Source organism: Marinihelvus fidelis (assembly GCF_008725655.1).
Lineage (GTDB): Bacteria > Pseudomonadota > Gammaproteobacteria > Xanthomonadales > SZUA-36 > Marinihelvus > Marinihelvus fidelis.
This window is the reverse complement of record NZ_VYXP01000003.1, coordinates 19,240-38,459: the sequence shown is the minus strand read 5'-3', so window position 1 is coordinate 38,459 and position 19,220 is coordinate 19,240. Positions and strand designations below refer to the sequence as shown.

The following is a 19,220-nucleotide window of genomic DNA, read 5'->3' as shown; positions in this document are numbered from 1 at the left end:
CGGACTCATGGCGGGTCGGCGTTGTACAATTTGTCCTTTGTGAAACCACCCTCCAGATACGATTCATGGCTGAACTGACAGAAGACGGCGTGCGCGCCCTGCTCACCGAAGTGGAAGACGGCTACAGCGGCCGCGACCTGGTGTCATCCGGCGCGCTGCGCGGCGTGGGGATCGATGGCGACCGTGTGGCCGTTGACCTGCGGCTCGAGTACCCGGCGGCCGGCCTGCGCGATGAACTGGCGGCCCGTGTGAAGGCCCGGCTCGAGACCAGCCCGGAGATCAGTTCCGCGATCGCGCGGGTCGACTGGCGGGTGCTGTCGCGCAAGGTCCAGAACGACCTGAAGCCGCACCCCGGCATCCGCAACATTATTGCCGTGGCCTCGGGCAAGGGTGGGGTCGGCAAGTCCACCACCGCGGTCAACCTGGCCCTGGCGCTGGCGGCCGACGGCGCGCGAGTGGGGCTGCTGGATGCCGACATTTACGGCCCCAGCATTCCACGGATGATGGGCGTGAGCGGCCAGCCGAAAACCGACGGCAAGCGCATCATCCCGCACCAGGCCCACGGCCTGAAGGTCATGTCCATGGGCTTCCTGGTGGAAGAAGAGTCGCCGATGATCTGGCGCGGCCCTATGGTGACCTCCGCGCTGCAACAGATGCTGGGCGAAAGCGAGTGGGGCGAGCTGGACGTGCTGGTCATCGACCTGCCGCCGGGGACCGGCGATATCCAGCTGACCCTGGTGCAGAAGATCCCGGTGGCCGGCGCGGTCATTGTCACCACGCCGCAGGATATCGCCCTGCTGGACGCGCGCCGCGCGCTGGCCATGTTCCGCAAGCTCGATGTCGCGGTGCTGGGCGTGGTGGAGAACATGTCCACGCATGTGTGCAGCCAGTGCGGACACGAGGAAGCGATTTTCGGTGCCGGTGGTGGCGAACGCATGGCCAGCGATTTCGAACTTCCGCTGCTGGGCCAGTTGCCGCTGGACCTGCGCATCCGCGAGGCCCTGGACGACGGCCGGCCCACCGTGGTCGCCGAACCCGTCGGCCCGATCACTGCATCGTATGTCGACCTGGCCCGCCGCACCGGCGCGCAGTTGGCGGCGCAGCCACAGAACCTGAAGCCGGACCTGCCGGAAATCATGGTCCACAACGCGTAAGCCTCCGGCGCAGCGCCGGTGATAACAACGAGAGGAACGCCCCATTGAGTATCAAGTCAGACCGCTGGATTCGCCGCATGGCCGAAGAGCACGGCATGATCGACCCCTTCGAGCCCGGCCAGGTGCGCCGCAATGACGCCGGCGACCGGCTGGTGTCGTACGGCACCTCCAGCTATGGCTACGACGGCCGCTGCAGCAGCCACTTCAAGATTTTCACCAACATCAACTCGGCGGTGGTCGACCCGAAAAACTTCGACGAGAACAGCTTCGTCGACTTCCATGGCGACGCCTGCATCATCCCGCCGAACTCGTTCGCGCTGGCACACACGGTGGAATATTTCCGCATTCCGCGAAACGTATTGACCATCTGCCTGGGCAAGTCGACCTACGCGCGCTGCGGCATCATCGTCAACGTGACGCCGCTGGAGCCCGAGTGGGAAGGGCACGTAACTCTGGAGTTTTCCAACACCACGCCGCTGCCGGCGCGCATCTACGCTAACGAGGGCGTGGCGCAGTTCCTGTTCTTCGAGTCTGACGAGGCCTGCGAGACCTCGTACCGCGACCGCGGTGGCAAATACCAGGGCCAGCGCGGGGTCACGCTGCCCAAGACCTGAGCGCGGCGCCGCCTAGCGTACGGGCGGCTGCTGGATCAGGAAGGCGTGTGTTTCGAAGCGGTCGCCCTCACGCTGGATGACCAGTTCGACCTCGTCGCCAGGGTCACGCTCGGCGATATCCAGCTGTGCAGCGCGGGCGTCCTCGACTGCGGTGCCGTTGATCGAAACCAGGATGTCGCCACTGCGGATGCCGGCGTTCCAGGCCGGGCCGCCCGGTTCGACTTCGAGAATGCGAACCCCCTGGCGACCGGCGCTGCCGTCCGCCAGCGTGGCCAGCGGCAGGTCCAGGAAGGTTGCGCCCAGCCAGCCGCGGCGGACCGAGCCGTACTCGATAATCTGCGCCATCACGTCGCGGGCCAGCGAAATGGGTATCGCGAAGCCGATATTCTGGCCGCCCACGGCGCGGCCCAGGTTGCGGGTGTTGATACCCACCACCTCGCCCTCGACATTGACCAGCGCGCCGCCGCTGTTGCCGGCGTTGATCGCCGCGTCGGTCTGGATGAAGTCCTCGTACAGCGGCGAACGCAGGTCATTGCGGCCGGTGGCGCTGACAATCCCCATCGTCACCGTGTGGCTCAGCCCCAGCGCGTTACCAATCGCCAGCACGACATCGCCGACGCGGACATTGCCCTCGGCCAGGGGCGCCGCCGGCAGCCCCGTGAAATTGATGCGCAGCACCGCGAGATCGGTTGCCGGATCGGAGCCGACCACCTCGGCGCTGGCGATGCGGCCGTCCCACAGCGCGACGCCGATGCTCTGCACCTGGTTGATGACATGGTTATTGGTCAGGATCAGGCCGTCCTCGCTCATGAGCACGCCGGAACCCATGTCTCGCCGGTAGCGGGCCAGGTACTGGGGCCGCTGCGCCTGTGGATTGACGGCCTGCAGTTCCACGCTCTGTGTGTACAGGCTCACCACGGAAGGTGCGGCACGGTCGACGGCGCCGGCGAAGCTGGTCATCGCCGGTGGCGCGGCCTGGCCGGGCTCCGGCGCCGCCAGCAGGCGTTCACGCAACTGCGGCAGGGCAATGATCACCAGGAACGCGAGCGCCAGCCCGGCGATGGCCGAGCGGAAGACGAAACCTGCCCATTGAAGTGTTTTGCTCATGTTTCCCGTGGTCGTGGTGTCGCCGTTCGGCCGTTTGCGACCCATTAAAGGGTCCAATTCGGGCAATTCTAGCCGCGTGGCAATTGTGGCGCATATGCCATATCGGATAAAATCCCCGTTTTGCCTGCGGCGAGTCCGTCAGGCACTCGGAACATTCTTGCCGAATTACCTGGAGTAGCACATGTCAGCTGATGGCGTGAACAAGGAAAGGCGCCGGTTTCTGGTCGCCACGACATCGGCGGTGGGCGCCGTAGGTGCGGGCCTGGCGGCCGTACCGTTCATCTCTTCCTGGAAACCCAGCGCGAAGGCCCAGGCCGTGGGCGCGCCGGTGCAGGTCAACATCGCCAAGCTGGGAGAAGGCCAGTTGCTGAAGGTGCAGTGGCGCGGCCAGACCATCGGCGTGCTGCGTCGCAGCAAGGCCAACCTGGACGACCTGCCGCAGGTCGACGCCAAGCTGCGCGACCCGATGTCGGAAGACTCGATCCAGCCGGAATACATCACCGGTGAGCCGCGCGCGCTACGCCCCGAGTTCCTCGTGGTGAACATGCACTGCACCCACCTGGGCTGTGTGCCCACGCTGGTGCCGCAGGTTGGCCCGCAGCCGTTCGAGGCGGACTGGAAGGGCGGTTTCTACTGCCCGTGCCACAAGTCGAAGTTCGACATGGCCGGTCGCGTCTACCAGGGTGTGCCGGCGCCGACCAACCTGACCATTCCGCCTTACAGCTTTGCCGATGACAACACCATCATCATCGGCGTTAACCCCGAGGGAGCGGCCTGATGTCCAAACCGGCGAGCGGCCTGGCGCGACAGGCGACCGCATTCATGAACTGGATGGACGAGCGTCTGCCCGTTTCCAAGTTCTGGGATGACCACCTGGCCAAGTACTACGCGCCCAAGAATTTCAATTTCTGGTACTTCATGGGCTCGCTGGCCCTGGTCGTGCTGGTCAACCAGATCGTCACGGGTATCTTCCTGACGATGCATTACAAGCCGTCGGCAGCGGAAGCCTTCGCATCGGTCGAGTACATCATGCGTGATGTCGACTGGGGCTGGCTGATCCGCTACATGCACTCCACCGGTGCCTCGTTCTTCTTTATCGTCATCTACCTGCACATGTTCCGCAGCCTGCTGTACGGTTCGCACCGCAAGCCGCGCGAGATGATCTGGGTGTTCGGCATGCTGCTGTACCTGCTGCTGATGGCCGAAGCCTTCTTCGGCTACGTGCTGCCCTGGGGCCAGATGTCCTACTGGGGCGCGCAGGTGATCATCAACCTGTTCGGCGCGATACCGGCCATCGGCGAGCCGCTGACCGAGTGGATCCGTGGTGACTTCTTCATCTCCGATGCCACGCTGAACCGCTTCTTCGCGCTGCATGTCATCGCGCTGCCGCTGGCGCTGTGCGCGCTGGTGGTGCTGCACCTGACGGCGCTGCACGAGGTGGGTTCGAACAACCCGGACGGCATCGACATCAAGAAGGTGAAAGACGAGAACGGCGTGCCGAAAGACGGCATTCCCTTCCACCCGTACTACACGGTGAAGGACCTGTTCGGTGTCGCCATGTTCCTGATGGTGTTCGCCTTCGTGATCTTCTTCTGGCCGGATGCCGGCGGCCTGTTCCTGGAGCATGACAATTTCGTGCCCGCGAACCCGCTGGTGACGCCGGAGCACATCAAGCCGGTGTGGTACTTCACACCGTTCTACGCCATTCTGAAGGCCGTGCCCGACAAGCTCATGGGCGTGATCCTGATGGGCGTGTCGGTGATGGTGCTGTTCCTGCTGCCGTGGCTGGACCGCTCGCCGGTTCGTTCCATTCGCTACAAGGGCGCGTGGTACAAGGTGCTGGTGTTCATGTTCACCATCGCCTTTGTGCGCCTGGGCATGCTGGGCATGGCCGAGGGCACGCCGGCGCAGACCATCGAGATGCGGGTGTGGACCTTTGTCTACTTCGCGTTCTTCGTGTTGTTGTTCTTCCTCAGCAAGAACGGCAAGACCAAGCCGGTTCCGGAAAGGGTGACGCACTGATGAAGACGATGTTCCAGACTCTGCTGGTAGCGGCCATGCTGGCGCTGCCCCTGACCGCCAGCGCGGCGGGCGCCGCCGGCGCATTGCCGCCTTCGGGTATCAACATCAATGATGTCGGCTCGCTGCAGCGCGGCGCCAAACTGTACGTGAACTACTGCATGGGCTGCCACAGCGCGGACTACGTCCGTTACAACCGCCTGGCTGAAGACCTCGACCTGGGCGAAGACCTGGTCATGCAGAACCTGGTCTTCACCGACGCCAAGATCGGCGACCCCATGAGCATCGCCATGGAAGCCGACGACGCCGAGCGCTGGTTCGGCAAGGCGCCGCCGGACCTGTCCCTGATCGGCCGCTCACGCGGTGCCGACTGGGTCTACAATTACCTGCTGTCGTTTTACCGCGACGAGCACGGTGCGTGGAACAACACGGTGTTGCAGAACGCGGCAATGCCCCACGTGATGTGGAAACTTCAGGGCATCCAGAAACCGGTGTACGAGACCCATGTTGAAGACGGGATCGAGGTGCGCACGATCACCCATCTCGAACTCGAGGAACCGGGTACGCTGTCGCCGGCCGAGTACAAGGATGCCGCGCGTGACCTGGCTGCCTTCCTCGACTACGCGTCGGAGCCGGCCAAGCTCAAGCGCAAGACTGTCGGCGTCTGGGTCATGCTTTACCTGGCCCTGTTCGCCCTTATCGCCTACCTGCTCAAAGCGGAGTACTGGCGGGACGTTCACTAAGGACGTCACCGGCCGGGGTGACCGCCCCGGCCGTTTCCTGTTGGAGATCTAACGTGTCAATTTCTGTGAAAGGCCGCTCTACCATGGCGTTGTATTCATCCGCTTCCTGCATCCAGTGTCACCGTGTTCGCTTCGTGCTTGCCGAGAAGGGCATCAATGTCGAGATCGTCGACGTCGAGTCCGATGCGGCGTCCGCCGAGGACATGGCCGAGCTGACCCCCTACAACGAAACGCCGACGCTGGTCGACCGCGACCTGGTGCTGTACGACGCCGGCGTGATCAACGAGTATCTCGACGAGCGTTACCCGCATCCGCCGCTGATGCCGGTCGACCCGGTGTCGCGCGCGCGCCTGCGCCTGGTCCATTACCGTGTGCTGCGTGACTGGTACGCGCTGGCGGCGCAGATCGAGGCGGCGACCGGCAAGAAGGCCGACGCCCCGCGGAAGCAGTTGAAGGAAGGCATCATTGCCGCCAACGAGCTGTTCGAAAACTCGGACTTCCTGCTCAGCGACGAGCTCAGCCTGGTGGACTGCACGCTGGCACCGCTGTTCTGGCGCCTGCCGGCCTACGGGATTGACCTGGGCAAGTCCGCACCGGCGGTGCAGGGCTACATCCAGCGGCTGATTTCGCGGTCGTCGTTCAAGGCCAGCCTGACCACCGCCGAGCGCGAACTGGTGCTCAACGCCGCCTGAGCGGTGTACGGGCAGGGACGCGCGAAGCGCCATGACATCCAGCAAGCCTTACCTGCTGCGCGGTCTGTACGAGTGGATCCTGGATAACGACCTGACGCCTCACGTCATTGTCGATGTCAACGCCGCGGAGGTCGATGTGCCTCCGCAGGCCATCCAGGATGGCCGCCTGGTGCTGAACATTTCGCCGCAGGCGACGCGCGACCTGAAGCTGGACAACGGTTTTGTCAGCTTCCAGGCCCGTTTTGCCGGCTCATCGCGCGACATCTGGCTGCCGATGAACGCCATCCTGGCCATTTACGCGCGTGAGAACGGCCAGGGCATGATGTTTGCCGACGCCGGTGACGACGATCCGGAGCCGCCCGCATCCGACGAACCACCCAGCCGCCCGTCCGGGCCCAGGCTGCGGGTCATCAAGTAAGCCGTTACCGGGCGCCCCGGTGTTCAGGCCCGTCGGGCCAGCAGCACCAGCGCGGCGCCGGTGCCACCATGTCGCGGCCGGCAGGAGGCAAAGGCCACCACGGCGGGATGGCGGCGCAGCAGGCGGGCCGTCATCACTTTCAACTTCGGCCGCCCATTCGAGCGCAGGCCCTTTCCGTGGACCACCTTGACGCAACCATGGCCACGGCGCAGTGCGTCTTCGATGAAGGCCAGCAGCACCGCCTCGGCCGTCGCCTCGTTCATGCCATGCAGGTCAATGCGGTCGAGCACCGCGTAGCGCCCGCGCCGCAACCGGTCGAGGTAGCGCTTCTGGTAGCCGGCGCGCAGGAAGGCGAGTTCCTCGCCGGTCTCCAGGCCCTCTTCCGGCAGCGGGTCGTCGAGCAGTTCCTGCATGACGGCGGCTTCGTCGGCCTCGCGCTGGCGTGGCCGCGGCTTCGGGCGGGGCAGGTCATGGACGACGAAATCGGGCGGGTCGAGTGGTTTGACATCGGCCATTTCGCGCGCGAAAGCGCCGTGGTCGTCATCATCTTCGTGCCCGTTCATGTCCCGCGTTCCAGAATGCCGGTGGAGGCCTTACAATAGCATCGCGGGACGGTTCGTTGCCCGCGGCGGCACACGGCCGGTCCACCTCCAGAGAACAAGGGTCCAGTCCAGCGGAATGCATTTTCTTATCAGTAACGATGACGGCCTGTCGGCCCGGGGTATCAAGACCCTGGCGGCGAAAATCAGTGAACTTGGGCGCATCACTACGGTGGCGCCCGACCGCAACTGCAGCGGCGCGAGCAACTCGCTGACCCTGGAGTCGCCCATTCGCCTGCGCGAAGTCGATCCCGGCGTGTTCCGGGTATCGGGCACGCCGACGGACTGTGTCCACCTGGCCCTGACCGGCCTGCTCAGCGAAGACCCGGACATGGTGATTTCCGGTATCAACCACGGCGCCAACCTGGGTGACGATGTCATCTACTCCGGCACCGTGGCGGCGGCGATGGAAGGGCGCTTCCTGGGCCTGCCCGCGATCGCGGTATCGCTGGTGTTCGAAGACAAGCCGCGGCATTTTGAAACCGCCGCCGAGGCCACAAGCCGCCTGGTCCGGCAACTGGCGCGCGATCCGCTGCCGGCGGACACCATCCTGAACGTGAACGTGCCGGATCTGCCCTGGAGCGAAATCCAGGGTTTCGAGGTCACGCGCCTGGGTCACCGGCATCGAGCAGAGCCCTGCATCGAGACCGTCGATCCGCGCGGCCAGCCGATGTACTGGGTGGGCCCTGCCGGTGGCGAGCAGGACGCGGGCCCCGGCACCGATTTCGATGCCATCCGCAGGGGCTACGTGTCGGTGACGCCCATCCACGTGGACCTGACGCGCTACCAGGCGCTGGAGCAGGTTGCGGGGTGGATTTCGTCCATTTCGACCGCCGCCGACGATGAGCGGGACGGAGGGGCAGCGTGATTCATCGCCAGCGCCTGTCCGCCGGCGCGTCCGGCATCGGCATGACTTCGCGCGGCACCCGTGACCGCCTGGTCGGGCGGCTGCGCGAACATGGCATTCGCGACGAGCGCGTGCTGTCCGCGATCATGAACGTGCCCCGGCACGAGTTCGTCGACGAGGCGCTGTCCAGTCGCGCCTACGAGGACACGGCCCTGCCGATCGGGCAGAGCCAGACCATCTCGCAGCCCTATATCGTCGCCCGCATGACCGAGGCGCTGCTGGCCGGCGGAACACTGGCCAAGGTACTGGAGGTGGGCACGGGCTCCGGCTACCAGGCCGCCGTGCTGGCCCAGCTGGTCAGCGAGGTGTACACCGTCGAGCGCATCAAGGAACTGCTGCGTTCCTCGCGACAGTTATTTCACCGGCTGAAGATTTTCAATGTGCGCACGCGCCATGCCGACGGCCATCTGGGCTGGCCGGGCCAGGCGCCGTTCGACGGCATCATCGTCACTGCCGCGGCGCGCACCATTCCCGAAGACCTGGTCGCCCAGCTGGCGATTGGCGGGCGGCTGGTCATGCCGCTGGAGCGTGATGGTGAACAGCGCCTGCTGATGATCCAGCGCGGCGAGGACGGCTGCGAAACCGCTGACCTGGGCGCGGTGGTTTTCGTGCCCATGCTTGCCGGGCTGTCCTGAGGACGATGTTCAGGCCCCTGTACGACAAGGTCCTGTCATGGTCGGCGCACCGTCACGCGCCGGCTTACCTGGGTGCGCTCAGTTTCGCCGAATCGTCGTTTTTCCCGGTGCCCCCGGATGTCATGCTGGGGCCCATGTGCCTGGCGCGACCGCAGCGGGCCTGGTACTACGCCACGCTGTGCACCCTGGCGTCCGTGGCCGGAGGTATCGCCGGCTACCTGGTCGGCCGCCTGGCCTTCGAGGCCATCGAGGGCTGGCTGATGGCCTCGTCCTGGGCGCCGGCTTTCGAGCGCGCGGTGAGCGCCTTCGATACGTGGGGCTTCTGGTACGTACTGCTGGCCGGCTTCTCGCCTATCCCCTACAAGGTCTTCACCATCAGTGCCGGCATGCTGCAGATGCCGGTGCTGCCGTTTGTGCTGGGTTCCATTGTCGGGCGCGGCGGACGCTTCTTCCTGGTCGCCGGCCTGATCCGGCTGGGCGGGGAAAAACTGGCCGTGCGGCTGCGCGACTGGGTCGACTGGATCGGCTGGGCGACGGTGGCGCTGGTCGCCATCGGGGCACTGGCATGGCATTTCACGGGGCAGGGCGCATGAACATCCGCGGTGTGACCAGGCCTGCCCTCATCCTGGTTGCCGTGCTGGTGCTCACGGCCTGTGGATCCAACCCGCCGGCGCCGGTGGTCGACCGCTCCTATGAGCCCAGGGCCGAATTGCCGGTCGATGGCCTTTACAGCGTTCATCGTGGGGACACGCTGCACGGTATCGCTTTCAAGTACGGCCTGGACTGGCGCGAGATCGCCCGCTGGAACGCGATTTCAGCGCCTTACACCATCTTTCCAGACCAGGTGCTGCGGCTGAACGAGCCACCGGCACGGCAGGCCTCATCCACGACGGTGCAGACACGCGCCGTCAGCCAACCCAGGGCCACGACACGGTCGGCCGAGCCCCCCGCGTCATCGTCGCCGGCGCCCGCGGTCGCCACGGCGCCGCAGCCGTCAAAACCCGCTTCGAAGCCAGCGCCAAAGCCGCCGCCACCTGCGAGCACAACAACCTCGAAGCCGCCGCCCGCAACCTCGTCCAGGCAGACACCCACCGAGTGGGCCTGGCCCGCGAATGGCCCGTTGTACCGCACCTTCAAGGCCGGGGATCCCACGCGCAAGGGCATCGATATCGTTGGCAAGTCCGGCGACCCGGTGCGGGCGACGGCGGCCGGCGACGTGGTTTACAGCGGCAACGGGCTGATCGGCTACGGCGAACTGGTGATCGTCAAGCACAGCGACATGATGCTCAGCGCCTACGCGCATAACCGCCGCCGCATCGTCCAGGAAGGCGATCGCGTCAGCCAGGGGCAGGTGCTGGCCGAAATGGGCAGCAATGACCAGGGCAAGACGGTCCTGCATTTCGAAATCAGGCGTGCCGGCCAGCCGGTTGACCCCCTGCAATACCTCCCGTCGCGCTGAATGGGCGCCTGCCGGCAGACTATCTTTAGCCGGTAAATCTGTGATAGCTTGGTTAGCCCCGTCACGGTGCACCAACTTCCTTCGTTGTGGCACGTAATACGGGGTAATGAATGCCCGGCAATTCCAAGGGGAGGGAGCTGTGGGCCGAAAGACTGGCGAAGTAATCGAGGCGGCGTTTGCCGCCAAGCGCGGTGCAGCCGGCACCGGGTTGAAAGTTTCAGCGGTGCACACCGGGCACCGTCCCTCGAGTCGTGCCCATCACGGCGATGTCACCCGTATCTATCTCAGTGAAATTGGCCGCACGCGGCTGCTGACTGCCGAAGAAGAGTGCGAGCTGTCGCGCGCCCTGCATGAGGGTTGTGAGGCCAGCCGGCAACGGATGATCCAGGCCAACCTGCGCCTGGTCGTCAAGGTCGCCCGGGCCTACATGAACCGGGGATTGCCGCTGCTGGACCTGATTGAAGAAGGCAACCTGGGGCTGATCCGTGCGGTCGAGAAGTTCGACCCGGAGCGCGGTTGCCGGTTTTCGACCTACGCAACGTGGTGGATCCGCCAGTCAGTCGAGCGCGCCATCATGAACCAGTGCCGCACGGTTCGGCTGCCAATCCACGTGATCCGCGAGCTCACCACCTACCTGCGCGTCGCGCGCGAGATGGAGCAGCGCCTGGGCCGGCGGCCCACGGTGGACGAGGTGTCCGATGAGATTGGCATCCCGGCCGAGGACATGCACCGCCTGTTCCGTTTCAATGAACCGACCGCCTCGGCGGATGAGCCGGTGGCCAACGGTGCTGACCGGTCGCTGCTCGACTCCATCGCCGACGAAAATGGTCATGACCCGGAATCGACCTATGCTGATGGTGCGGCCGGGCAGCTTCTGGATCATTGGCTGGACCTGTTGCCCAAACAGCAGCGCACCGTGGTTGAGCACCGGTTCGGCCTGCACGGCAAGGGTCGGCGGACGCTGGAAGAGGTCGGCCAGCTCCTGGGCGTGACCCGGGAGCGGGTGCGGCAGGTTCAGATCGCCGCACTGGTGCGTTTGCGCGAGATATCCCGGCGCGAAGGCATTTCAGAAATGCCGTTCATGGAATAGCTGCCGGATTCAGTCCCCTGTCATTGGCAGCAGGATCGCCAGCACATCACGGTTTTCCAGCGCCAGCACGTTGAACGTGCGGCATGCTGCCTGCGTGGTCATCACCTCGACGCCCACCTGGTGCCGGTAGAACGGTGCCTGGCGCTGCGGTTCCAGGAACTGCTGCTCGGTGCCGGTACCCAGCAGGACCATTTCCGGCCGGCGCTGCAAAAGCGCTTCGAAGTCGGCCTCGGAGATGTCCTCCAGCCGCTGCGGGCCCCAGTCCTCGATGATCTCCTGGCGCGCCAGCACGACCGTGGACGTGAACACGCGCTCGCCCACGCGAACGCCATCCGCGCTGGCGGAGTGGACATAGACGTGGTCTCCCGGTGCGTCGAAGCTCAGGCTGGACATGTGTAATCAGCGGCGTGGCAGTTCGATGACCGGCTTCTTAGGATTGCGTCGATAGAAGCTGGCGACCTGGCCGATCTGGTGAACGGGTGTCGCGCCGGTCGCCTCGCTGATCCCGGCGGCCCAGGCGGTGCGTTGCTCGCGGTCTCCGCGAAGCTTCACCTTGATCAGCTCGTGGCGTTCCAGCGCCTGTTCGATTTCGGTCATGACGTTTTCCGTCAGGCCATTTGACGCCACCATGACCACGGGGTTGATATCATGGGTGAGTCCGCGCAGGTAGCGCTTTTGTGCGTTGTTGAGATCCATAGTGACGGAACGTCCGGAAGGAAGGGTACATTTTAACATGCTGATGGAAGATCGATATGGCGCGTAGCAAGAGCAGCCGGCGCTGGCTCAATGAACACTTCGACGACCCCTACGTACAGCAGGCGCAGAAGGAAGGCTGGCGGGGCCGCGCGGCCTACAAGCTGATCGAGCTGGACGACAAGTACCGGCTGGTGAAACCGGGCATGCGCGTGGCCGACCTGGGCGCCGCACCGGGCGCCTGGTCACAGGTGGTACTGAAGCGGATCGGCGCCGGCGGACAGCTGTTCGCGCTGGATATCCTGCCGATGGAGCCCCTGGAAGGCGCGCATATTATCGAGGGCGATTTCACCGAAGATGAACCGCTGCAGCAACTCGAAGCCCTGCTCGACGGGCGCCCCATCGATCTTGTGTTGTCTGACATGGCCCCCAATATGAGTGGTATGACCGCGGTGGACCAGCCGCGCGCCATGTACCTGGCTGAACTTGCGCTGCAGTTTGCCGTCGAATGGCTGAAGCCCGGCGGCGATTTCCTGGTGAAGATGTTCCAGGGGGAAGGCTCAGATGCCTTCCTTGCAGACTGTCGCCAGGCTTTTGACAGGGTCCTGGTGCGAAAACCGAAGTCGTCGCGGCCGCGCAGTCGCGAAGTCTACGTGCTGGGACAGGGTCGCCGCGTGCAGTAAACTGGACGACCCGCCGCGTAGTGTGCAATGGACACAGGATGACCGATGGCCGGCAAGAAAGACGAAAAACCCCCCATGAATGACCTGGTGAAGAACATCATCACCTGGGCGATTATCGCCGTGGTGCTGATGTCGATTTTCAATCACTACGCCAGCGTCAGTGCGCCCAACAACGAGTTGTCCTACTCGGACTTCCTTGAGCAGGTGCGCAGCGGCCGGGTGACCGAAGTCCGCATCGAAAACGACAAGGACAGCCCCCGGATCAGCGGGCGCTATGCCAACGGCGAGGAATTCAGCCTGACCGCGCCGGATGACCCGAAGCTGGTCGACGAACTGCTGGAGAACGACGTCGAGATTACCGCGGCGCCACCTCCGGAGCCGTCAGTGCTGATGGAACTGCTGATCAACATCATCCCGGTGCTGCTGCTGATCGGCCTGTGGGTGTATTTCATGCGCCAGATGCAGGGCGGCGCGGGTGGCCGAGGCGCCATGTCCTTCGGCAAGAGCCGCGCCAAGCTGCAGGGCGAGGACCAGGTCAACGTGACCTTCGCTGACGTGGCCGGTGTTGAAGAAGCGAAAGAGGAAGTCGGCGAACTGGTCGAATTCCTGCGCAACCCCGGCAAGTTCCAGAAGCTCGGTGGTCACATTCCGCGCGGCGTATTGATGGTCGGTTCGCCGGGTACCGGTAAGACCCTGTTGGCGCGCGCCATCGCCGGTGAGGCCAAGGTGCCGTTCTTCTCGATTTCCGGCTCTGACTTCGTCGAGATGTTCGTTGGCGTCGGCGCCAGCCGTGTTCGCGACATGTTCGAGACGGCCAAGAAGCATGCGCCGTGCATCATCTTTATCGACGAGATCGACGCCGTCGGCCGCCATCGCGGCGCCGGCCTGGGCGGCGGTCACGACGAGCGCGAGCAGACCCTCAACCAGTTGCTGGTGGAAATGGACGGCTTCGAGGGTGGGGAAGGCGTGATTGTCATCGCCGCCACAAACCGTCCCGATGTGCTGGATCCGGCGCTGTTGCGCCCCGGCCGTTTCGACCGGCAGGTGGTGGTGCCGCTGCCGGACATCCAGGGCCGCGAGGCGATCCTGAAGGTGCACATGCGCAAGGTGCCGGTCGACGACTCGGTCGACCCCAAGGTTATCGCCCGTGGTACCCCGGGCTTCTCCGGTGCGGACCTGGCTAACCTGGTCAACGAGGCGGCGCTGTTTGCCGCGCGCGAGAACGCCTCGGAGGTGACCCAGCAGCACATGGAGAAAGCCAAGGACAAGATCATGATGGGCGCCGAGCGCCGTTCCATGGTCATGTCGGAAAAGGAAAAGAGCCTGACCGCCTACCACGAGGCCGGGCATGCCATTGTCGGTCGCCTGGTGCCGGAGCATGACCCGGTGTACAAGGTGACGATCATCCCGCGTGGCCGCGCGCTGGGTGTGACCATGTTCCTGCCGGAACAGGACAAATACAGCGTGTCCAAGATCCAGTTGCAGAGCCAGCTGGCCAGCCTGTTCGGTGGCCGCGTGGCCGAAGAACTGATCTTCGGCGCCGATCACGTCACCACGGGCGCTTCCAACGATATCGAGCGCGCCACGGCGATTGCCCGCAACATGGTCACCAAGTGGGGCCTCACCGATGCCCTGGGCCCGCTGACGTACTCCGAGGACGAGGACGAAGTATTCCTGGGCCGCCAGGTCACGCAACACAAACACATGTCCGACGAGACCGCGCGTCGCATCGACCTGGAAGTGCGCGAGATCATCGACAACGCCCACCAGGTGGCGGTGAAACTGCTGGACGAGAACCGCGACCTGCTCGAACTGATGGCTGACGCGCTGATGCGCTACGAGACCATCGACACGAAGCAGATCGACCAGATCATGGAAGGCAAGGAGCCCGATCCGCCGGAAGGCTGGAGCGAGGGTTCCAACGGTGGTGGCGACGGTGGCGGTGGCAAGCCGCAGGCCGAGCCGGACACCGGAGCCTCGCCCATTGGCGGGCCTGCCGAACAGCTGTGACGCTGCCCTGAGGCATACCCCCAGAATCATGGGCGTGCTGAATGTCACGCCCGATTCCTTTTCCGACGGCGGCCTTCACGCCGGTATCGACAGCGCCCTGGACCGGGCGCGTGTCATGGTGGCCGAGGGCGCCGACATCATTGACGTCGGCGGTGAGTCGACGCGGCCCGGCGCCGCCCCGGTGTCTGTCGCCGAAGAATGCCGTCGGGTCATCCCGGTGGTCGAGGCCATCGCGGCCGAGTTGTCCGTCACGCTCTCCGTGGATACCAGTACGCCTGAGGTCATGACCGCTGCCGCGGCGGCGGGCGCCGGGCTGATCAACGATGTCCGCGCCCTGCAACGGCCCGGCGCGCTCGAGGCTGCCGCGGCGACGGGCCTGCCGGTCTGCCTGATGCACATGCAGGGCCAGCCGGACAGCATGCAGCAGGCCCCCGCCTACGACGATGTGGTCGGCGAAGTCGAGGCCTACCTGCTGGAACGCGCGGCCGTGGCCGAGGGCGCGGGCATTGCCCGCCAGGATATTCTCCTCGACCCGGGGTTCGGTTTCGGCAAGACACTGGCGCATAACCTTGCCCTGCTGAACGCGCTGCCGCGCCTGGCTGCGCACGGTTACCCGGTGCTCGCCGGGCTGTCACGGAAATCCATGCTGGGCACGATCACGGGCCGGGATGTCGACCAGCGGCTGGCTGGCTCCCTGGCGCTGGCATTGCTGGCAGCGCAGGGCGGCGCAGCCGTCATACGCGTGCATGACGTCGGCGAGACCCGCGATGTGCTGCGGGTGCTGGCGGCGACCTCGCCGCCGGATAGCCCGAGGGAGTAGAATCCGCGTCCATGAATAAACAATATTTTGGTACCGACGGTATCCGTGGACGCGTTGGCGAACAGCCGATCACCGCGGACTTCATGCTCAGGCTCGGGCGCGCCGCCGGGACCGTGCTGGCGGCAGGTGACCGCCGCGCGGTGGTGATCGGCAAGGACACCCGGATCTCCGGCTACATGTTTGAATCCGCGCTGGAGGCCGGCCTGGCCGCCGCCGGTGCGAACATCGCCCTGTTAGGCCCGATGCCCACGCCCGCGGTGGCTTACCTGACCCGCACGCTGTATGCCTGCGCGGGCATCGTCATCAGCGCCTCGCATAACCCGTATCACGATAACGGCATCAAGTTTTTCTCTGCCGATGGCGAGAAACTCCCGGACGAGGTCGAGCACGCCATCGAGGCCGAGATCGACCGCCCGTTCAGTACCGTGGACTCCAGCGCCATGGGCAAGGCGCGCCGCATTGACGACGCGGCCGGGCGCTACATCGAGTTCTGCAAGGGCACGGTGCCGTTCGGGACCCAACTGACCGGCCTGCACCTGGTGGTCGACTGCGCCCATGGTGCAACCTACCGGGTTGGGCCTTCGGTATTGCGCGAACTGGGTGCCCGCGTCACCGTGATCGGCGACGAGCCGGACGGCCTGAACATCAATGATGGCTACGGCTCGACCCATCCGCAGGCGCTGCAGGCCGCGGTGCTGGAGCACGGGGCCGACGCCGGCATCGCCTTCGACGGCGATGGCGACCGCGTGGTCATGGTTGATGGCCAGGGCGCCCTGGTCGATGGTGACGACATCCTGTTCGTGCTCGCCACGGCCCGCCAGGACGACGACCGCCTGGTGGGCGGGGTCGCGGGAACGGTCATGACCAACCTGGGGCTTGAGCTCGCCCTTGCCGAACGCGGCATACCGTTCATGCGCACGCCGGTGGGTGACCGCTTTATCCACCGCGCCCTGGTTGAGAAAGGCTGGAAGCTGGGTGGGGAGGCCTCCGGTCATATTCTTTGCCTGGACCGGACCAGCACCGGCGACGGCATCGTCAGCGCCCTGCAGGTGCTCGAGGTCATGGCCGACAGCGGTCGTTCACTGGCCGACCTCTGCGCTGGCGTGGAAAAAATGCCGCAAACGATGATCAATGTGCCCATCGCGGCCACGGCGCGCGCGCAACTGGACAACTCCGAGCGCATCCGCGGCGAAGTCAGCCGCGTGGAGGCGGAGCTGAACGGTCGCGGCCGTGTCATCCTGCGGCCTTCGGGTACGGAACCCCTGATCCGCGTCACGCTGGAAGGCGACGACGAAACCCTGATCAATCGCCTGGCCGAGCGGCTGGCATCGGTAGTGCGCGAAGAACTCGCCTGAGCGCGCGTGCCGCGGGGTGCTATATTGGCCCGGGTCGACAGCCAAAGGAGTGGGTGATGAGTCGCGTTTTTCCGGTTTTGCTGTTACTTACCCTGGCATGCGCTGCCGTGGCGACGGCGGATGAGTTCGCCGATGTCGTCATCATTATGCCGGGTGAGGACAATCCCTACTGGGGCAACCCGACCAAGGTCGCCCCGAAATACCCCGTCGAGGCTCTGCAGAAGGGCATCACCGGCTGCCTGACGCTCGGATACATCATCGAGCTCGACGGCACCACCAGCCATCACAAGGCGCTGGCGGGCAATCGTGGATTTGAGCATTCGGCCCGGCGCGCCGCCGAGCAGTTTCGTTACGAGCCCTCCGAGGCCTATCCGGAAGGGCGCCGGGTCTTCACCGCTAACACGTTTACCTACGAGATCAGTGACAGCCGCCATTCCGACGATGACGACCAGGACCAGGAAGACCTGGCCAGCGCCTGCAGTGAAGCGGCCGAGCGGCTGATGAAAGGTGAGTACAAAACAGGTGCCGGTTAACGCCTGAAACGTTTAACATCAGGGCATGAAAACAATCACGCCCTGGCTCTGCCTGATCACGCTTATCTTCACCCTGGCCATGCCGGCCGCCGCGCCCCAGGCACAGACTGCCGTGGCTGACATCGGCCCGGCCCATTCGGGCTCCTGGTACAACCCGCCACAGAACGGGCATGGCTTTTCCATCGAGTTCGGGGTCACCGGCGGGGGCGACCCCCTGGCCGTCGTCTACTGGTACATCTACGATGACCAGGGACAACCCCTGTTCCTCACCGGTACCGGTGTGCCGCAGGGCAACCGCGTCGACATCGAATTCACGTCGCCCACGGGTATGCTGTTTGGTGAGTTTGACGCGGCCAGCGTGGCCCGCGACCCCGGGGGGCGTGGCGTGTTCGAGTTCAGCGACAACGAAACCGGCATATTCAGCTACACGCCATCAGACTTTACCCGCCAGGCCTGGGGGCATGGCCCGGTCGAGAGCCTGGCAATCAGCAAGGTGTTCGGTATTCCCGCGCCGCGGGTGTTTGGCCAACCGGCCAGCCAGGTCTGCGCCGCCGACCCGCAGTCACCGTTTCCCGACTACGACACCACGCCGCTGGCGCCGGATGTCAGCGGCATGGAACGGGACGCCCGCCAGGCGGCGGCCGACATGACACTGGGCTGGAACATCGGCAACACGATGGAGGCCATCGGCGGCGAGACGGCCTGGGGCAACCCGCCGGTCACAAGCGAGTTGCTGGCGCTGGTAAAGGCCAGTGGCTTCGATGCCATCCGCATTCCCGCGGCCTGGGACCAGTACGCCGATGCCGACACCGCGCGTATCGACCGTGACTGGCTGGACCGCGTCAGGACCGTGGTTCAGTACGGCGTCGACAACGACCTGGACGTGGTCGTCAACATCCATTGGGACGGCGGCTGGCTGGAGAACAACGTCACCCCGGACAAGCGCGCCGAGGTACAGGCGCGCCAGCGTGCCTACTGGCAGCAGATCGCCACCCACCTCCGCGAATTCGATGATCGCGTGCTGTTTGCCAGCGCCAATGAGCCGCACGTGGAGAACGGCGAGCAGATGGCCGTGCTGATGGCCTACCACCAGGCCTTCGTCGATGCCGTGCGTTGCACCGGCGGCCGCAACGCCTACCGCACGCTGGTCATCCAGGGGCCGAAGACGGATATCGAGCTGACCGATGCGCTGTTTACCCGCATGCCGGTGGATACCGTCCCCAACCGCCTGATGGCAGAACTGCATTTCTACACGCCGTACAACTTTACGCTGATGACCGAGGACCAGGACTGGGGCAAGCAATTCTATTACTGGGGGCAGGGCAACCATTCCCCCACGGAGCCGGACCGCAACCCGACCTGGGGCGAGGAAGACACCATTGATGAGTTGCTGGCCGTTGCGGGACGGCAGTTCGTCGAACAGGGTATACCGGTGATCATCGGTGAGTATGGCGCCCAGCGGCGCGATAACCTGGCCGGTGAGCAACGCGAGCGCAACCTGAAGTCGCGTGCGGACTGGCTGGAATACGTCACTCGCCAGTCACTGGCCAACGGCCTGGTGCCGTTCTACTGGGATACCGGTGGACTGGATAACAACCAGTCCGGGTTGTTCGATCGCGACAGCCTGACGGTCTTCGACCGCCAGGGCCTCGACGCGTTGCTACGCGGTGCCGGCAAACTGGATTAGTC

22 protein-coding genes are annotated in these 19,220 nt (G+C 65.0%); 18 read left to right on the top strand and 4 right to left on the bottom strand.

Annotation, left to right across the window (positions count from 1 at the left end; all coding sequences use genetic code 11):
* Positions 1-65 precede the first annotated feature (65 nt).
* Positions 66-1,154 (top strand): iron-sulfur cluster carrier protein ApbC, encoded by a 1,089-nt coding sequence (gene apbC, locus F3N42_RS04505; protein WP_150863202.1) that lies wholly within the window; start codon positions 66-68, stop codon positions 1,152-1,154.
* 44 nt (positions 1,155-1,198) lie between these two features.
* Entirely contained in the window at positions 1,199-1,768 is a 570-nt protein-coding gene (dcd, locus tag F3N42_RS04500) for a dCTP deaminase (RefSeq protein WP_150863201.1), read from the top strand.
* 12 nt (positions 1,769-1,780) lie between these two features.
* Here dcd and F3N42_RS04495 read toward each other — a convergent pair whose 3' ends face one another.
* Positions 1,781-2,875 (bottom strand): S1C family serine protease, encoded by a 1,095-nt coding sequence (locus tag F3N42_RS04495; RefSeq protein ID WP_191621234.1) that lies wholly within the window; start codon positions 2,873-2,875, stop codon positions 1,781-1,783.
* A gap of 181 nt (positions 2,876-3,056) precedes the next feature.
* Between F3N42_RS04495 and petA the strand changes: the two genes are divergently transcribed.
* The 5 genes from petA to F3N42_RS04470 are packed head-to-tail and all read left to right on the top strand — an operon-like array spanning position 3,057 to position 6,747.
* Positions 3,057-3,653, top strand: coding sequence for a ubiquinol-cytochrome c reductase iron-sulfur subunit (gene petA / locus F3N42_RS04490; protein WP_150863199.1), 597 nt, complete (start codon positions 3,057-3,059; stop codon positions 3,651-3,653).
* Complete coding sequence (locus F3N42_RS04485) at positions 3,653-4,897, top strand: cytochrome b (protein ID WP_150863198.1); 1,245 nt, start codon at positions 3,653-3,655, stop codon at positions 4,895-4,897. The genes petA and F3N42_RS04485 overlap by 1 nt, the downstream gene beginning before the upstream one ends.
* On the top strand, positions 4,897-5,637 hold the full coding sequence (locus F3N42_RS04480) for a cytochrome c1 (RefSeq protein WP_150863197.1): 741 nt from the start codon (positions 4,897-4,899) through the stop codon (positions 5,635-5,637). Before F3N42_RS04485 ends, F3N42_RS04480 begins: the two co-directional genes overlap by 1 nt.
* A gap of 53 nt (positions 5,638-5,690) precedes the next feature.
* Positions 5,691-6,329, top strand: coding sequence for a glutathione S-transferase N-terminal domain-containing protein (locus F3N42_RS04475; protein WP_406600457.1), 639 nt, complete (start codon positions 5,691-5,693; stop codon positions 6,327-6,329).
* Between the two features lie 31 nt (positions 6,330-6,360).
* Positions 6,361-6,747 carry a ClpXP protease specificity-enhancing factor gene (locus F3N42_RS04470; protein WP_150863196.1) on the top strand — a complete coding sequence of 129 codons (387 nt, stop codon included), beginning with the start codon at positions 6,361-6,363 and terminating at the stop codon, positions 6,745-6,747.
* Between the two features lie 23 nt (positions 6,748-6,770).
* Here the strand turns inward: F3N42_RS04470 and F3N42_RS04465 are convergent, their stop codons facing one another.
* Positions 6,771-7,310, bottom strand: coding sequence for a Smr/MutS family protein (locus tag F3N42_RS04465; RefSeq protein WP_150863195.1), 540 nt, complete (start codon positions 7,308-7,310; stop codon positions 6,771-6,773).
* Positions 7,311-7,425: 115 nt separating this feature from the next.
* On the opposite strand from F3N42_RS04465, the gene surE reads away from it, so the two are divergent.
* From surE to F3N42_RS04440, 5 genes are all read left to right on the top strand, one after another.
* Positions 7,426-8,214 (top strand): 5'/3'-nucleotidase SurE, encoded by a 789-nt coding sequence (gene surE, locus F3N42_RS04460; protein WP_150863194.1) that lies wholly within the window; start codon positions 7,426-7,428, stop codon positions 8,212-8,214.
* A gap of 35 nt (positions 8,215-8,249) precedes the next feature.
* Positions 8,250-8,888, top strand: a complete 639-nt coding sequence (locus F3N42_RS04455; RefSeq protein ID WP_455024230.1) for a protein-L-isoaspartate(D-aspartate) O-methyltransferase — start codon at positions 8,250-8,252, stop codon at positions 8,886-8,888.
* 5 nt (positions 8,889-8,893) lie between these two features.
* A complete protein-coding gene (locus F3N42_RS04450) occupies positions 8,894-9,481 on the top strand; it encodes a YqaA family protein (RefSeq protein WP_150863193.1) in 588 nt (195 codons plus the stop codon).
* Positions 9,478-10,347, top strand: a complete 870-nt coding sequence (locus tag F3N42_RS04445; protein ID WP_150863192.1) for a peptidoglycan DD-metalloendopeptidase family protein — start codon at positions 9,478-9,480, stop codon at positions 10,345-10,347. Before F3N42_RS04450 ends, F3N42_RS04445 begins: the two co-directional genes overlap by 4 nt.
* A 139-nt stretch (positions 10,348-10,486) precedes the next feature.
* On the top strand, positions 10,487-11,437 hold the full coding sequence (locus F3N42_RS04440; protein WP_224784703.1) for a sigma-70 family RNA polymerase sigma factor: 951 nt from the start codon (positions 10,487-10,489) through the stop codon (positions 11,435-11,437).
* 9 nt (positions 11,438-11,446) lie between these two features.
* Here the strand turns inward: F3N42_RS04440 and F3N42_RS04435 are convergent, their stop codons facing one another.
* On the bottom strand, positions 11,447-11,830 hold the full coding sequence (locus tag F3N42_RS04435; protein ID WP_150863190.1) for an Mth938-like domain-containing protein: 384 nt from the start codon (positions 11,828-11,830) through the stop codon (positions 11,447-11,449).
* A gap of 6 nt (positions 11,831-11,836) precedes the next feature.
* Positions 11,837-12,133, bottom strand: coding sequence for a ribosome assembly RNA-binding protein YhbY (gene yhbY / locus F3N42_RS04430; protein WP_150863189.1), 297 nt, complete (start codon positions 12,131-12,133; stop codon positions 11,837-11,839).
* 56 nt (positions 12,134-12,189) lie between these two features.
* On the opposite strand from yhbY, the gene F3N42_RS04425 reads away from it, so the two are divergent.
* From F3N42_RS04425 to F3N42_RS15725, 6 genes are all read left to right on the top strand, one after another.
* Positions 12,190-12,813, top strand: a complete 624-nt coding sequence (locus F3N42_RS04425; protein WP_150863188.1) for an RlmE family RNA methyltransferase — start codon at positions 12,190-12,192, stop codon at positions 12,811-12,813.
* Between the two features lie 75 nt (positions 12,814-12,888).
* Positions 12,889-14,823, top strand: coding sequence for an ATP-dependent zinc metalloprotease FtsH (gene ftsH / locus F3N42_RS04420; protein WP_150863534.1), 1,935 nt, complete (start codon positions 12,889-12,891; stop codon positions 14,821-14,823).
* Between the two features lie 28 nt (positions 14,824-14,851).
* Positions 14,852-15,643: a dihydropteroate synthase gene (folP, locus tag F3N42_RS04415; protein WP_150863187.1), complete on the top strand. Its 792-nt coding sequence runs from the start codon at positions 14,852-14,854 to the stop codon at positions 15,641-15,643.
* Positions 15,644-15,654: 11 nt separating this feature from the next.
* Positions 15,655-16,998 carry a phosphoglucosamine mutase gene (gene glmM / locus F3N42_RS04410; protein WP_150863186.1) on the top strand — a complete coding sequence of 448 codons (1,344 nt, stop codon included), beginning with the start codon at positions 15,655-15,657 and terminating at the stop codon, positions 16,996-16,998.
* A gap of 56 nt (positions 16,999-17,054) precedes the next feature.
* Complete coding sequence (locus tag F3N42_RS04405; protein ID WP_150863185.1) at positions 17,055-17,531, top strand: energy transducer TonB; 477 nt, start codon at positions 17,055-17,057, stop codon at positions 17,529-17,531.
* A gap of 25 nt (positions 17,532-17,556) precedes the next feature.
* Complete coding sequence (locus tag F3N42_RS15725; RefSeq protein WP_224784702.1) at positions 17,557-19,218, top strand: glycoside hydrolase family 5 protein; 1,662 nt, start codon at positions 17,557-17,559, stop codon at positions 19,216-19,218.
* Positions 19,219-19,220: the final 2 nt, after the last annotated feature.

Bases quoted from the DNA above. Each gene is read 5' to 3' on its own strand.
- F3N42_RS04425 (WP_150863188.1), top strand. From the start codon at position 12,190: ATGGCGCGTAGCAAGAGCAGCCGGCGCTGGCTCAATGAACACTTCGAC.
- F3N42_RS04450 (WP_150863193.1), top strand. From the start codon at position 8,894: ATGTTCAGGCCCCTGTACGACAAGGTCCTGTCATGGTCGGCGCACCGT.
- apbC (WP_150863202.1), top strand. From the start codon at position 66: ATGGCTGAACTGACAGAAGACGGCGTGCGCGCCCTGCTCACCGAAGTG.
- F3N42_RS04405 (WP_150863185.1), top strand. From the start codon at position 17,055: ATGAGTCGCGTTTTTCCGGTTTTGCTGTTACTTACCCTGGCATGCGCT.
- F3N42_RS04495 (WP_191621234.1), bottom strand. From the start codon at position 2,875: ATGAGCAAAACACTTCAATGGGCAGGTTTCGTCTTCCGCTCGGCCATC.
- F3N42_RS04445 (WP_150863192.1), top strand. From the start codon at position 9,478: ATGAACATCCGCGGTGTGACCAGGCCTGCCCTCATCCTGGTTGCCGTG.
- F3N42_RS04480 (WP_150863197.1), top strand. From the start codon at position 4,897: ATGAAGACGATGTTCCAGACTCTGCTGGTAGCGGCCATGCTGGCGCTG.
- F3N42_RS04485 (WP_150863198.1), top strand. From the start codon at position 3,653: ATGTCCAAACCGGCGAGCGGCCTGGCGCGACAGGCGACCGCATTCATG.
- folP (WP_150863187.1), top strand. From the start codon at position 14,852: ATGGGCGTGCTGAATGTCACGCCCGATTCCTTTTCCGACGGCGGCCTT.
- surE (WP_150863194.1), top strand. From the start codon at position 7,426: ATGCATTTTCTTATCAGTAACGATGACGGCCTGTCGGCCCGGGGTATC.
- petA (WP_150863199.1), top strand. From the start codon at position 3,057: ATGTCAGCTGATGGCGTGAACAAGGAAAGGCGCCGGTTTCTGGTCGCC.
- F3N42_RS04465 (WP_150863195.1), bottom strand. From the start codon at position 7,310: ATGAACGGGCACGAAGATGATGACGACCACGGCGCTTTCGCGCGCGAA.
- F3N42_RS15725 (WP_224784702.1), top strand. From the start codon at position 17,557: ATGAAAACAATCACGCCCTGGCTCTGCCTGATCACGCTTATCTTCACC.
- ftsH (WP_150863534.1), top strand. From the start codon at position 12,889: ATGAATGACCTGGTGAAGAACATCATCACCTGGGCGATTATCGCCGTG.
- F3N42_RS04435 (WP_150863190.1), bottom strand. From the start codon at position 11,830: ATGTCCAGCCTGAGCTTCGACGCACCGGGAGACCACGTCTATGTCCAC.
- F3N42_RS04470 (WP_150863196.1), top strand. From the start codon at position 6,361: ATGACATCCAGCAAGCCTTACCTGCTGCGCGGTCTGTACGAGTGGATC.
- glmM (WP_150863186.1), top strand. From the start codon at position 15,655: ATGAATAAACAATATTTTGGTACCGACGGTATCCGTGGACGCGTTGGC.
- yhbY (WP_150863189.1), bottom strand. From the start codon at position 12,133: ATGGATCTCAACAACGCACAAAAGCGCTACCTGCGCGGACTCACCCAT.